General features: G+C 68.5%; 17 protein-coding genes. 14 read left to right on the top strand and 3 right to left on the bottom strand.

Annotated features, from left to right (window positions below; genetic code table 11):
- Positions 1 to 21 precede the first annotated feature (21 nt).
- Positions 22 to 1,434: a HAMP domain-containing sensor histidine kinase gene (locus KTN05_RS13845; protein ID WP_217330002.1), complete on the bottom strand. Its 1,413-nt coding sequence runs from the start codon at positions 1,432 to 1,434 to the stop codon at positions 22 to 24.
- 237 nt (positions 1,435 to 1,671) lie between these two features.
- On the opposite strand from KTN05_RS13845, the gene rpmH reads away from it, so the two are divergent.
- Genes rpmH through ttcA form a run of 5 tightly spaced genes read left to right on the top strand, consistent with a single transcriptional unit; the run spans position 1,672 to position 3,607 of the window.
- Positions 1,672 to 1,806 carry a 50S ribosomal protein L34 gene (gene rpmH, locus KTN05_RS13840; RefSeq protein ID WP_073061402.1) on the top strand — a complete coding sequence of 45 codons (135 nt, stop codon included), beginning with the start codon at positions 1,672 to 1,674 and terminating at the stop codon, positions 1,804 to 1,806.
- 14 nt (positions 1,807 to 1,820) lie between these two features.
- On the top strand, positions 1,821 to 2,315 hold the full coding sequence (locus KTN05_RS13835; protein WP_371823367.1) for a ribonuclease P protein component: 495 nt from the start codon (positions 1,821 to 1,823) through the stop codon (positions 2,313 to 2,315).
- Entirely contained in the window at positions 2,312 to 2,548 is a 237-nt protein-coding gene (yidD, locus tag KTN05_RS13830; RefSeq protein ID WP_217330000.1) for a membrane protein insertion efficiency factor YidD, read from the top strand. Before KTN05_RS13835 ends, yidD begins: the two co-directional genes overlap by 4 nt.
- Positions 2,545 to 2,694, top strand: coding sequence for a hypothetical protein (locus KTN05_RS13825; RefSeq protein ID WP_217329999.1), 150 nt, complete (start codon positions 2,545 to 2,547; stop codon positions 2,692 to 2,694). The genes yidD and KTN05_RS13825 overlap by 4 nt, the downstream gene beginning before the upstream one ends.
- Before the next feature lie 25 nt (positions 2,695 to 2,719).
- On the top strand, positions 2,720 to 3,607 hold the full coding sequence (gene ttcA / locus KTN05_RS13820; protein ID WP_217329998.1) for a tRNA 2-thiocytidine(32) synthetase TtcA: 888 nt from the start codon (positions 2,720 to 2,722) through the stop codon (positions 3,605 to 3,607).
- 16 nt (positions 3,608 to 3,623) lie between these two features.
- Here ttcA and KTN05_RS13815 read toward each other — a convergent pair whose 3' ends face one another.
- Positions 3,624 to 3,959 carry a hypothetical protein gene (locus KTN05_RS13815; protein ID WP_217329997.1) on the bottom strand — a complete coding sequence of 112 codons (336 nt, stop codon included), beginning with the start codon at positions 3,957 to 3,959 and terminating at the stop codon, positions 3,624 to 3,626.
- Between the two features lie 164 nt (positions 3,960 to 4,123).
- On the opposite strand from KTN05_RS13815, the gene yidC reads away from it, so the two are divergent.
- The 5 genes from yidC (at position 4,124) to KTN05_RS13790 (ending at position 9,106) form a co-directional block, all read left to right on the top strand.
- A complete protein-coding gene (gene yidC, locus KTN05_RS13810; protein WP_217329996.1) occupies positions 4,124 to 5,989 on the top strand; it encodes a membrane protein insertase YidC in 1,866 nt (621 codons plus the stop codon).
- Entirely contained in the window at positions 5,986 to 6,750 is a 765-nt protein-coding gene (locus KTN05_RS13805) for an MOSC domain-containing protein (protein WP_217329995.1), read from the top strand. Before yidC ends, KTN05_RS13805 begins: the two co-directional genes overlap by 4 nt.
- Positions 6,747 to 7,397, top strand: a complete 651-nt coding sequence (gene yihA, locus KTN05_RS13800) for a ribosome biogenesis GTP-binding protein YihA/YsxC (protein WP_217329994.1) — start codon at positions 6,747 to 6,749, stop codon at positions 7,395 to 7,397. Before KTN05_RS13805 ends, yihA begins: the two co-directional genes overlap by 4 nt.
- Positions 7,398 to 7,468: 71 nt before the next feature.
- Positions 7,469 to 8,368 carry an acetylglutamate kinase gene (gene argB / locus KTN05_RS13795; protein ID WP_217330014.1) on the top strand — a complete coding sequence of 300 codons (900 nt, stop codon included), beginning with the start codon at positions 7,469 to 7,471 and terminating at the stop codon, positions 8,366 to 8,368.
- A gap of 222 nt (positions 8,369 to 8,590) precedes the next feature.
- Positions 8,591 to 9,106: a histidine phosphatase family protein gene (locus KTN05_RS13790; protein WP_217329993.1), complete on the top strand. Its 516-nt coding sequence runs from the start codon at positions 8,591 to 8,593 to the stop codon at positions 9,104 to 9,106.
- Here KTN05_RS13790 and KTN05_RS13785 read toward each other — a convergent pair.
- Positions 9,103 to 9,582: an Rrf2 family transcriptional regulator gene (locus KTN05_RS13785; RefSeq protein ID WP_217329992.1), complete on the bottom strand. Its 480-nt coding sequence runs from the start codon at positions 9,580 to 9,582 to the stop codon at positions 9,103 to 9,105. The genes KTN05_RS13790 and KTN05_RS13785 overlap by 4 nt on opposite strands.
- Positions 9,583 to 9,740: 158 nt before the next feature.
- Here KTN05_RS13785 and KTN05_RS13780 point away from each other — a divergent pair, with 158 nt between their 5' ends.
- The 4 genes from KTN05_RS13780 to KTN05_RS13765 all read left to right on the top strand — a co-directional run bounded on the left by KTN05_RS13780 (position 9,741) and on the right by KTN05_RS13765 (position 12,823).
- Entirely contained in the window at positions 9,741 to 10,400 is a 660-nt protein-coding gene (locus KTN05_RS13780) for an alpha/beta hydrolase (RefSeq protein ID WP_217329991.1), read from the top strand.
- A 160-nt stretch (positions 10,401 to 10,560) separates the two neighbouring features.
- A complete protein-coding gene (locus KTN05_RS13775; RefSeq protein WP_217329990.1) occupies positions 10,561 to 10,920 on the top strand; it encodes a hypothetical protein in 360 nt (119 codons plus the stop codon).
- Between the two features lie 15 nt (positions 10,921 to 10,935).
- Entirely contained in the window at positions 10,936 to 11,454 is a 519-nt protein-coding gene (locus KTN05_RS13770) for a YcnI family protein (protein ID WP_217329989.1), read from the top strand.
- A 154-nt stretch (positions 11,455 to 11,608) separates the two neighbouring features.
- Positions 11,609 to 12,823: an NADP-dependent isocitrate dehydrogenase gene (locus KTN05_RS13765; protein WP_217329988.1), complete on the top strand. Its 1,215-nt coding sequence runs from the start codon at positions 11,609 to 11,611 to the stop codon at positions 12,821 to 12,823.
- Positions 12,824 to 12,839 lie beyond the last annotated feature (16 nt).

The raw sequence follows: 12,839 nt of genomic DNA, 5'->3' as shown, positions 1-12,839 counted from the left end.
GCGAACCAACGCCCGCCCGCGTCAGCCCGTCGCCACGGCGCCTGGGTTGCGGGGCAGGTGGAGCATGAACTCGGTTCCCTCGCTGCCGGTCTTGAGCAGCTCCAGCCGGCCGCCATGGCCGCGCATCAGGTCGGCGGCGATGGCGAGGCCGAGGCCCGTGCCGCCCTTGCGGATGCCGCCGGTGAAGGGCTGGAACAGGTTCGCCTGCGCCTTTTCGGGCAGGCCCGGTCCGGTGTCGCCCACCCGCAGCCACCAGCCGCTTTCGTCCTCGCCGGCGCCGATCTCGATCGTGCCGGGGCGGCGCGTCGCCTCGATCGCCTGGCGGGCGTTGCGGGCGAGGTTGGTCAGCACGCGGTAAAGCTGCTCGCGGTCGGCGCGGATCGTCAGGCCCGGCGGCACGTCCGAAAGGAACTCGACCAGCGTCTCCTGCCCGGTGCTTTCCGCGGCGAGGGTTTCGGCCTCGATCACCTCGGCCACCAGCGCGGACAGGTTGAACAGCGACAGCTGCGGCGGCGCTTCCTCGGCGCGGCCGAAGGCGAGGGTCGTCTCGCACAGGTTGACCGCGCGCGAGATCGAGCCGACCAGCTTCGGCGCGGTGCGGCGCACGCCGGGGTCGTCGCTGCCCTCCAGCCGGTCGGCGAGGATCTGGCTGGTGGACAGGACGTTGCGCAGGTCGTGGCTGATCTTGGCGACCGCCTGTCCAAGCTGGGCCAGCCGCTCGCGCTGCTTCAGCGACGAGGTGACGGTGCGCTGCATCGCCGCCATCGCCGATTCGGCGGCGCGCACCTCGGCCATGCTGGCGGCGGGCTCGATGATGCGGCGCGCGTCCTCGGGGTCGTTCGCATAGGTTATCATGTGGCCGATCACGCGCCGGATCGGCCGCACGATCAGGCGCTGCGCCGCGAGGTTCAGCAGCAGCGCCGTCAGGACCGAGAAGGCCGCCGACACGACCAGCAGCCGGATGCCCGATTCGATCATGTCGGCGCGCATGGGGGCGCTGTCCATGGTGATCTCGATCAGCTGCCCGGCCTGCCGCACCGGCGCGCCGATCACGCGGATGATCCGGTTCTGCGGCTGCGCGAGCAGTTCCAGCGCGTCGCGGGTCAGGGTCCAGAAGCCGGGGTCGCGCATGTCGTAGGTGGCCGCGATCGGCGCGGGCAGGGGCGAGGACAGCACCAGCCGGCGGATATCGTCGCGCCGCAGCACGACGTTATAGACGCCCGCATTCTCCAGCAGCTCCGATTCCAGGTCGGCGGCGAGCGAGTCGTCCGTCGCCAGCAGGGCGAGGCTGGCGATCTGCGCCCGCTCCAGCCGGCTTTCGAGATAGTCGTGGCGGAAGTTGCTGAGTGAGGGAATCAGGATCGCAGCCTCGGCCAGCACCACGAACAGAATCGTCAGCGCCGCGAACCGTCCTGATAAGGTATTGAAGTTCATCTGCTTCCGAAGCCGCGCCGCCAAGCACCCGGCTTGCATGACCCCGCGCGTAGGGGCAAGCCGCTCCGATCAAACAACCGTGATCGGCCGGGGGTTCCGCTGGGGAAGTCCCGGCGACATCGCGGTTGACTTGGACGCGAGGCCCCCGTATGAGGCGGGCTTCGCATCACCTGCGCGCGGCCGGTGGGCTTTTTTGCGTTCGCTTTCCCCGCGCACCCGAACGCCGGAGTATCAGTCATGAAACGCACTTTCCAGCCGTCGAACCTGGTTCGCGCCCGCCGTCACGGGTTCCGCGCCCGCATGGCGACCAAGGGTGGCCGCCGCGTGCTGAACGCCCGCCGCGCCAAGGGCCGCAAGGTTCTGTCCGCCTGATCATGTGCGCGGCGGTGGCTCAGCTTCCGCCCGATCCGGCCCGCCCGCGTGATGCGGGCACCGTCGAGTCGCGCCCGCCTGACGCGGGCGAGACCGAGGCCGCGCAGTCTGGCCGTTCCCGGATCGAGCGGCTGCGCCAGCGTGCCGATTTCCTGAGGGCCGCGTCCGCCCGCCGTCAAGGAACGGCGGGCTTTCTGCTGCAGGCCCGCCCGCGCGAGGATGCGGGCGACGGCCCCATCCGCGTCGGCTTCACCTGCTCCAGGAAGATCGGCAACGCCGTGGCGCGGAACCGCGCCAAGCGGCGGCTGCGGGCGATCGCGGCCGAGGTCATACCCGCCAAGGGGCGCCCCGGCTGGGATTACGTGCTCGTCGGCCGCCCCGAAGCCACGATCGGGCGCGACTTCGCGGATCTGCGCGGCGATCTGAACATGGCGCTGGACCGGGTGCATTCCTCCTCTGCCCAGCAGGCCGGCCCCGCGCAGCATGGCCGCAAGGGGCGGGGCCGATGAGCCCGCTTGCGCGAATCGTCGCGCTGCCGGTCCGGGCCTACCGGCTGCTGCTGAGCCCGTGGATCGGCCATGCCTGCCGCTTTCAGCCGACCTGTTCGGCCTATGCGCTGGAGGCGCTGGAGCGGCATGGCGCGCTGCGCGGCAGCTGGCTCGCCGCGCGCCGGATCGGCCGCTGCCATCCATGGGGCGGCGACGGTTACGACCCGGTTCCGGCGCGCGAGGATGCGCCATGAAGCCCCGCCTGCCCGAACGGCGCAAACGCCGCGAGCGGCCGCCGGCCTCGCCGCGCCGGATGTTGCTGGGGCTGTCGCTCGTCATCGTGGTGGCGCTGGTGGTGCTGTGGCTGACCAGCTATCTCGTGACCCGCCTGACCGCGTGACCGCGCAAGACCCGAAGAGGCGCCGATGCAAGACCTTGCCGTTGACCCGGACCTCGATGCCGGGGACGACATCCATCCGCTGTTCCGCGGCGCCCCGTCCTCGACCGAGTTCCGCAAGCTGCGCAAGCGGCTGGTGCGCGAGGTCCGCGCGGCCATCGACAGCTATTCCATGGCACAGCCGGGCGAGCGCTGGCTGGTCTGCCTGTCGGGCGGCAAGGACAGCTACACCCTGCTCGCCGTCCTGCACGAACTGAAATGGCGCGGGCTGCTGCCGGTGGACCTGCTGGCCTGCAACCTGGACCAGGGCCAGCCCGGCTTTCCGGCGACGGTCCTGCCCGAGTTCCTGACGCATCGGCAAGTCGCGCACCGGATCGAGTATCGGGACACCTATTCCGTCGTCGTGGACAAGATCGCGCCCGGCGGGACGATGTGTTCGCTGTGCTCCCGCCTGCGGCGCGGCAATCTTTACCGCATCGCGCGCGAGGAGGGGTGCTCGGCTGTCGTGCTGGGTCATCATCGTGACGACATGCTGGAAACCTTCTTCATGAACCTGTTCCACGGCGGCCGGCTGGCGACGATGCCGCCCAAGCTGCTGAACGAGGATGGCGATCTGAACGTGCTGCGCCCGCTCGCCTTTGTGGCCGAGGCGGATTGCGAGCGGTTCGCCCGCGCGATGGATTATCCCATCATCCCCTGCGATCTCTGCGGCAGCCAGGAGGGGCTTCAGCGGATGCAGGTCAAGAAACTGCTCGACGAATGGGAATCGCGCAGTCCCGGCCGGCGGCAGGTGATGTTCCGGGCGCTGATGAACGTGCGCCCGTCACATCTGCTCGACCCGCAGCTTTTCGATTTCGCGGACCTCGCGCCCGCATCCCCGCGCGATCCGGCGGTGCCGGTGCTGCGCGAGCAATAGCGCGGGGCCGCCGTTCTCAGGCCGCCATCGCCGAGGGCCGCGCCGAATCCAGCGGCAAGGTCATCCGCAGCTGTTGCGACAGATGGGAAACGTCCGCCGTTGCGCCGGAGACCTTGAACCCCTCGCCCAGCAGGTGTTTCACATACATCTTGTTATAAATGAACGCGAACACCAGCGACGACAGGCCCATGGTGAAGAAGGCGATCACGACCATGATGATCGCGCCCACGTAATGGCCGCGGATCAGCGCCGGGAAGAATCCGAACAGCAGGGTCGTCCACGAGAACCCGACCGGCGCCTGCTTCAAGCGGCCCGTCTGCGGGTGATGGAAGTCGATCGTCGCGTAAGCCATGAGGCGCTCCTTGTGATGTGGCCGGATGGAAGCCGCGATAGCAGGCAGACCCTAACAATCGGTTAAGGCGTCTCCGAACGCGGCGTATCCCGGCTTTCCCCTTGACCTCTGGGGCGCGCTTCGGTTCAAGCGGCGCGGTGTGACGCAAGCCTGGTGACGAGCTGATGGACGACAACAACCGCAACCTGATCCTGGCAATGGTGCTGTCCGCGCTGGTCATGATCGGGTGGTATGCCTTCTTCGCGCCAGAGCCGCCTGCCGTCGATCCGGCCGACATGCCGGCGCCGTCGGGCGCGATCACCACCGCGCCTTCGGCCACGGCCCCGGCGGGCACGACCACGGCGCCCGCCGCCCCGGCCGATCTCGGGACCGGCGATCCGACCCGCGATGCGCCGCGTCTGGCGATCGATTCGCCGTCGCTTCAGGGCTCGATCTCGCTCGCCGGGGGGCGGATCGACGATCTGCTGCTGACCGGCTACCGCGAGACGCTGGACCCGAACTCGCCCTTCGTGCGGCTGCTCTCGCCCACCGCGCAGCTGCGGGTGACGGAGGAAGGCACCCCCGTGGCGCCTGCGGCCGGCCCGGACCTGACGCTGCAAAAGCCCTATTACGCCGTCTATGGCTGGATGCCCGGCCCCGGCACCGATCCGGCGCTGGTGCCGAATCCGGCGACGGTCTGGCAGGTGGAATCGGGCGAGACGCTCGCCCCCGGTCAGCCCGTCACGCTGCGTTGGGACAACGGCGCGGGCCAGATCTTCCGCCGCACATTCGAGCTTGACGACCGCTACCTGTTCACCGTCACCCAGAACCTTGAAAACACCGCCGCGGCCCCGTTCCTCGCCGCGCCTTACGGCATCATCGCCCGCCATGGGCGGCCGGATACCCAGAACTACTTCGTCCTGCACGAGGGCGCTGTCGGCGTGACCGATGGCGAACTGCTGGAGCAGGATTATGGCGACATCGCCGATCTGAGCCCGGTGGCCGCCGAAGGCCCTGCGGAGCTGATCGAGGTGGCCGAGAACGGCTGGATCGGTTTCACCGACAAATACTGGATGACGACCCTCGCGCCTGCGCCCGGCCAGCCGTTCACGGCGGTGGTGAAATACGCCCCCGGCGCCGACATCTACCAGACCGAGGCGCGGCTGCCGATGCAGACCGTCCAGCCCGGCACGCAGGTCAGCACCGCGTCCTACCTGTTCGCGGGCGCCAAGACCTACGAGCTGCTCGATGCCTACCAGGAATCCCCCGGCATCGACCGCTTCGTCGATTCCATCGACTGGGGCTGGTTCTACTTCCTGACCAAGCCGATCTTCCACCTGCTGCACTGGCTGCACGGGCTGATCGGCAACATGGGCTGGGCGATCATCGCGCTGACCTTCGTGCTGAAGATGCTGGTCTTCCCGCTGGCGCGGAAGTCCTACATCTCGATGGCGCGGATGCGCGAGATGCAGCCGCAGATGGAGGAGATCAAGGAGCGCACCGGCGACGACCGGGTGAAATACCAGCAGGAGGTCATGGCGCTCTACAAGAAGGAGAAGGTGAACCCGGCTGCCGGCTGCCTGCCGATGCTGCTGCAGATCCCGATCTTCTTCGCGCTCTACAAGGTGATCTTCGTCACCATCGAACTGCGCCATGCCCCGTGGATCGGCTGGATCCGCGACCTCGCCGCGCCCGACCCGTCGAGCCTTCTGAACCTGTTCGGGCTGCTGCCGTATGCGGCGCCGGCGCAGGGGACGATGCTGCATTCGCTGTCGCTGCCGGCGCTGGCCATCGCGCTGGGGATCACCATGTGGGTGCAGCAGAAGCTGAACCCCGCCCCGACCGATCCGGCGCAGAAGATGATCTTCGCCTGGATGCCGTGGATCTTCATGTTCATGCTGGGCGGCTTCGCCTCGGGGCTGGTGCTCTACTGGATTTCCAACAACCTCATCACGATCGCGCAGCAATACACGATCATGTCGATGCACGGGCACCCGCCGCAGCTGTTCGGCAACATCCGCGCCAGTCTGCCGAAACGGCGGCCGAAGTGAGCCAGGCAGGGCGGCTGGCGCAGATCCATCGCTATCCGGTCAAGTCGATCGGGGGCGAGGCGCTGGATCAGGTCGCGCTGACTCCCGCGCAGCCGCTGCCGGGCGACCGGCGCTTCGCCGTGATCCATGCGGACGGCCTGCGGCATCTTGAGGATGGCGCGCTGGCCCGCTGGCTGCCCAAGGCCGCCTTCGTGCGCGGCGTCGCGGCGGCGCCATTGCAGGCGGTCCGGGGCGGCTGGGACGGCGGCGATCTGGTGCTGACCCACCCCGAGCGCCCCGAACTGCGCTTTGACCCGGCGCAGGGGGGCGCCGCGCTGATCGCGTGGCTGGAGCCGCTCTGGTCCACCTCGGACAAGGCGCCCGCCGTGCGGCTGGTCGAGGGGCCGCAGGCCCTGACTGACAAGAACCACCCCTGGCTGTCGATCCTCTCGCTGTCCTCGCTGCGCGACCTTGAAGGGCGGCTGAACCAGCCGCTGGGGGTTCACCGCTGGCGCGCCAACCTGTGGATCGACGGGTGGGAGCCTTACGCCGAGCGCGACATGCAGCTTCACCGCATCCGTATCGGTGAGAATGTGGTCCTGAAACTGACCCAGCGCATCGGCCGCTGCGCCGCGACCAGCGTGGACACCGACACCGGACAGATCGACGTGGACATGCCGAAGGCCCTGCAGGACCAGTTCTGGCACCAGGATTTCGGCATCTATGCCGAGGTCGAAGCCGGCGGCATCATCCGTCCCGGAGACGAGGTCGAGGTCCTGTGAAGGTCGCCTTCCCCCAAGCCCCCGAGCCCGACGCCGAGGCCGCCGAGGCGGCCCGCCTGCTGTTCGCGGGGCCGGTGGACTTCGTGAAGGGCGTCGTCGCCATGAACGGCCTGCCGCCCGCTGACCGGCCCGAGGTGTGCTTCGCCGGCCGCTCGAACGTCGGCAAGTCCAGCCTCATCAACGCGCTGACCGGGCGCAAGGGAATCGCGCGGGCCTCGAACACGCCGGGGCGCACGCAGGAGATCAACTATTTCGCCGTGGGCGAGCGCGGCTATCTGGTCGATCTGCCGGGCTACGGATTTGCCAAGGCGCCGCTGCCGGTGGTGAAGAAATGGCAGGATCTGCTGAAGGCCTATCTCGCCGGGCGGCCGACGCTGCGCCGCGCCTTCGCGCTGATCGACGCGCGGCACGGGGTCAAGCCCGTGGATCACGAGATCCTGACCCTGCTCGACCGTTCCGCCGTGCCGTTCCAGGTGGTCGTGACCAAGGCCGACAAGGTCGGCCCGCAGGCGCTGGCCGCCACGCTGGCGCAGATCGAGGCCGAGTTGCAGAAGCACCCGGCGGCGTTCCCGCAGCTGGTCGTGACCTCGTCCGAAAAAGGGCAGGGCATCGCCACGCTGCGCGCGATCATCGACGGGCTGCTGTAAGGCTGGACCTCGGCCCCCTCGCGCCCTAGCTTGCCCGGCAACCTGGGGACCGCCGGATGAGACAGCAGAACATGGACCGTGACTTCGCCACCACCGCCAACACGCTTTCCGAGGCGCTGCCCTACATGCAGCGTTACGCCGGGGCCGTGGTGGTCGTTAAGTTCGGCGGCAACGCGATGGGCGACGACGAGGCGATGGCCGATTTCGCCCGCGACATCGTGCTGATGAAGCAGGTCGGCATCCATCCGGTGGTCGTCCACGGCGGCGGGCCGATGATCAACGACCTGCTGGGCCGGCTCGGCATCGAGAGTCGCTTCGTGCGCGGCAAGCGGGTGACGACCAAGGAAGCCGTGCAGGTCGTGGAGATGGTCCTGTCAGGCCTCGTCAACAAGCGGATCGTGCAGGCGATCAACGACGCGGGCGGGCGCGCGGTCGGGATCTCCGGCAAGGACGACGACATGATGGTGTGCGAGGCGGACGACCCCGAGCTGGGCTTTGTCGGGCGGCCGATCGAGATGAACATCCAGATCATCCGCGATCTCTATCAGGCCGGGCTGATCCCGGTGATCGCGCCCGTGGCGACCGGCATGGCCGACAACGAGACGTTCAACGTCAATGGCGACACGGCGGCGGGCGCGATCGCCGGGGCGCTGAAGGCCGACCGGCTGCTGCTGCTGACGGACGTGGCGGGGGTCAAGGACGCCTCGGGCGAGGTGGTCACGCAGATGAACCCCGAGCAGATGCGGCAGATGATCGCCGACGGCACCATCGCGGGCGGCATGATTCCCAAGACCGAAACCGCGCTCACGGCGCTGGATGAGGGCGTCCGCGCCGTCGTGATTCTGGACGGCCGGGTGCCGCACGCCGCGCTGCTGGAGCTTTTTACCGAGCAGGGCGCAGGCAGCCTGATCCGCTCGTCCGAGCCGCGGCTGAAGCCGCACGGGCTGCGGCAGGGGGGCAGCGGGCTTTAGGCGGCCCTGCCGGTCCGGCGCCAGAGGCCGGTATTCCAAGGAAAACTGTCGGAACGGTTGCCGCCCGAGGATGCGGGCGATGCGCCGGTCCGCGCCGGAAGGGCCGCAGGACGTGCTGCGCGGGTCGGCGCCCCTCCTCATTTCGGACTAAGATGGGCCACTTGCGGGCGGGCGGGCTCGGTGGCAGGCTTCCCGGCGATCCGCGTGAAGGAAGGGCTCTGAATGACCGCGACCGGAATCCGTCGGCTGATCCTCACCCGCCACGCCAAGTCCGCCTGGGACGATCCGGCGCTGGACGATCACGACCGCCCCCTGAACGACCGGGGGAGGCGATCGGCGCGGCTGCTGGGCGACTGGCTGGCCAGCCGCGGCTATGACCCCGAAGAGGTCCTGTGCTCCCCCGCGCGGCGCACGCAGGAAACATGGGAGCGGGTCGCCAGCGCCGTGTTCGAGACCCGCCCCGTCCTGCGGATGGAGCCGGCACTGTATCAGGCCGATCCCGACCGGATGCTGGACGTGCTGCGCAGCGCGACCATGCACACGGTGATGATGATCGGCCACAATCCCGCCATCGCCGGCTTTGCCGAGATGCTGCCCGCGCGCCTGCCGCTCGATCCCGATTTCCGCCGCTATCCGACGGCGGCGACGCTGGTGGTGGATTTCACCGCCGATAGCTGGGCCGATGTGCAGCGGGGGCAGGGCGACGTGCGCGACTTCGTGCGGATGGACGGGCGCTAGGCCCGCCCGCCCTCGGCCGTGTCGTCCACCACCGACAGGATTCCCGGCACGGCGGGGCAGGGCAGCAGCGCGTTCCTGGAAACATCCGCCAGTGTCGCGTTGTGCAGGAACACATAGACATGCGCCGACAGGCTTTCCCACAGCCGGTTCGACAGCGTCTGCGCCCGCGATCCCGAAACGCCGCCGGTCACGCCCGCGCCGACATGCAGCGCGCTGACGGTTTCGTCCACCGCGCCCAACACTTCGGAGACGCGGATCGTCTCGGGCGTCCGCGCCAGCCGGTAACCGCCGCCGGGGCCGCGCACCGACTTCACCAGCCCCGCGCGGCGCAGCCGCACGAAGAGCTGCTCCAGATAGGGCAGCGAGATGTCCTGCCGTCTGGAGATGTCGGCGAGCGTCGTCAGCTGCCCCTCGCCCGCCGTGGCCAGATCGACCAGCGCGACCATGGCGTAGCGCCCCTTGGTCGAAAGCTTCATCCGAGGCCCCCCTTCCAACATGCGGCAGCCGCATGGCCGGTCCGCGGGGCCGTTGATCCCCGGCGCCCGTTCATGCGATTGTCCTGCACGCGTTCCGTCCCGGTGGTAAGGCCCGGACGGGGCCGCGTCAAGAATCGCCCCGTGCGCAAAGGAATCCCATGCCCGAGTTGATTTTCCCCGGACCCGATGGCCGTCTGGAAGGCCGCTATCATCCGCAGCCCAAGCCCGACGCGCCGCTCGCCATCGTCCTGCACCCGCATCCACAATTCGGCGGCACGATGAACAACCGGGTCGTCTACAACCTGCATTATGCGTTCCACCGCATGGGCTTCACGGTGATGCGCTTCAACTTCCGCGGCGTCGGCCGCAGCCAGGGCGAGTTCGACGAGGGCGTGGGGGAGCTGTCGGATGCCGCAGCGGCGCTCGACTATCTGCAGGCGCTGAACCCCAACAGCAAGCATTGCTGGGTGGCCGGCTTCAGCTTCGGCGCGTGGATCGGGATGCAGCTTCTGATGCGCCGCCCGGAAATAACCGGATTCGTCAGCGTCTCGCCGCCCGCCAACATGTATGACTTCAGCTTCCTCGCGCCGTGCCCGGCGTCCGGGCTGATCATCAACGGCACCGCCGACCGCGTCGCCCCGGCCAAGGACATCAACGCACTGGTCGGAAAATTGCGTGAGCAGAAGGGCATCACCATCACCCACGAGGAGATCGAGGGGGCCGACCACTTCTTCCGCGACGACGATCTGCACATGAAACCGATGATCGACACGGTGCAGACCTATGTCCGGCGGCGGCTGACGGAAAGCACGCGGTGAGCGGCGGCGGGTAACGCTCCTGGGCGCGCAAGGGGGGCAGGGGCATCTTCCGTCGCTCTTGCCGGTGACATCGCGCGACCTGCGCAATCCCGCGTTGCCGTAGTGCCCCGCGACGCGCTACCACTTCCCCGGAGTCGGAGGTGACCGCCCTGTGCCGCGCATGATCGCAAGCCTTGTCCTGTCGCTGGTGCTGGCGCTTTCCGCCGGCATGGCGGCGCGCATGGAGCTTGCGGCGGCCTCGGCCCGCCCGCTGGCGCTGGTCATGGCGCTGACCGGCGGCGAGATCTGCGGGCATGGCGGCCCCGCCGAACCGGGCGGCCAGGGTCATCAGCACTGCCTCGCCTGCGTCCTCGGCGGCCCGGCGCCGGTTCCGCATGGCCCTGCGCTTGCGTGCCGCGCCGCGCGCGCAAGGCCGCTCCGCCGCGCGCGGATGCGGCGGCTTGCCGGGGTGTCGCGGCCTCACCCCTGTCCGCGGGCCTGCGGTCCTCCTGTGCCGGCAGACTGCCGTCTTGCCGCATGAACACAGGAGAAACCGATGAAAACCACCTTCCTCGCGGCCCTTGCCGCCTTGGTCGCCATGCCCGCCGTCGCCCATGTCTCGTTCGAGACGCGCGAGGCCGAGGCCGGCCGCAGCTACAAGGCCGTGCTGACGATCCCGCATGGCTGCGACGGCGAGGCCACGCAAGCCGTCGCCGTCACCCTGCCGGAAGGCATCTTCGACGTGAAGCCGATGCCCAAGCCGGGCTGGACGCTGGAAACCGATTCCGGGGACTACGCCCGCAGCTACGACAATCATGGCGAGCCGGAGACCTCCGGCGTGCGGCGGATCGTCTGGACGGGCGAGCTGCCGGACGCCCATTTCGACGAGTTCGTCTTCCGCGGCACGCTGTCGGGCGATCTCGCGCCGGGAACGGTGCTGTATTTCCCGGTGGAGCAGAGCTGCGCGAGCGGCGTCGAGTCGTGGTCCGAGATCCCGGTCGAGGGCGGCGAACGTCCGGCCATGCCCGCGCCGGGGCTGACGATCCGCGCCGGCGAGCACGCCCATCACCACTGAGCCCCGCATCGAGGGCCGGAGCCCGGCAGGGCTTCGGCCGCATGTCGCGCGGCAAGCCTGATCCGACGGCATACCATCGCATACCGCCCCTTTCCATCGGGCCGTTTTGCAGCTATAGCCCCGCGTGACCCCTTTCCCAATCCAAGGTGCGCCCATGACCAAGATCAAGGTAGACAACCCGGTCGTCGAGCTCGACGGCGATGAGATGACCCGGATCATCTGGGATTTCATCAAGCAGAAGCTGATCCTGCCCTATCTCGACATCGACCTGAAATACTACGATCTCGGCATCGAGGAGCGTGACCGCACCGACGACCAGATCACCATCGACGCGGCCCACGCCATCAAGCAATACGGCGTCGGCGTGAAATGCGCGACGATCACCCCGGATGAAGGCCGGGTCGAGGAATTCGGCCTGAAGAAGATGTGGAAGTCGCCCAACGGCACGATCCGCAACATCCTCGGCGGCGTGATCTTCCGCGAGCCGATCATCTGCAAGAACGTGCCGCGGCTGGTCCCGCACTGGACCCAGCCGATCATCGTCGGCCGCCACGCCTTCGGCGACCAGTACAAGGCCACCGACTTCCTGTTCCCCGGCAAGGGCAAGCTGACCATCAAGTTCGTCGGCGAGGATGGCGAGACGATCGAACACGAGGTCTTCCAGGCCCCGTCCTCGGGCGTGGCGATGGCGATGTACAACCTCGACGATTCGATCCGCGACTTCGCCCGCGCGTCGATGAACTACGGGTTGCAGCGCGGCTATCCGGTCTATCTGTCCACCAAGAACACGATCCTGAAAGCCTATGACGGCCGCTTCAAGGACATCTTCCAGGAAGTCTTCGACGCCGAGTTCGCCGACCAGTTCAAGGCCAAGGGCATCACCTACGAGCACCGGCTGATCGACGACATGGTGGCATCCGCGCTGAAATGGTCGGGCGGCTATGTCTGGGCCTGCAAGAACTACGATGGCGACGTGCAGTCCGACATCGTGGCGCAGGGCTTCGGCAGCCTCGGGCTGATGACCTCGGTGCTGATGACGCCCGACGGGAAGACGGTCGAGGCCGAGGCGGCGCACGGCACCGTCACGCGTCACTACCGCGAGCACCAGAAGGGCAAGGAGACCTCCACCAACTCCATCGCCTCGATCTATGCCTGGACGGGCGGGCTGAAGCACCGCGCGAAACTGGACGGCAACGAGCAGCTGCAGCGCTTCGCCGAGACGCTGGAGCGGGTGACGGTCCAGACGGTCGAGGACGGGTTCATGACCAAGGACCTCGCCCTGCTGGTCGGGCCGGAACAGAAATGGCTGACCACGATGGGCTATCTGGAAAAGGTGGACGAGTATCTGAACAAGGCCCTGGCGGGCTGACCGCCGAAGCGCCGAA

Source organism: Paracoccus sp. Z118 (assembly GCF_019061185.1).
Classification (GTDB): Bacteria; Pseudomonadota; Alphaproteobacteria; order Rhodobacterales; family Rhodobacteraceae; genus Paracoccus.
Note: the sequence above shows the minus strand (reverse complement) of the source record. Positions and strands in the feature narration are given on the sequence as shown.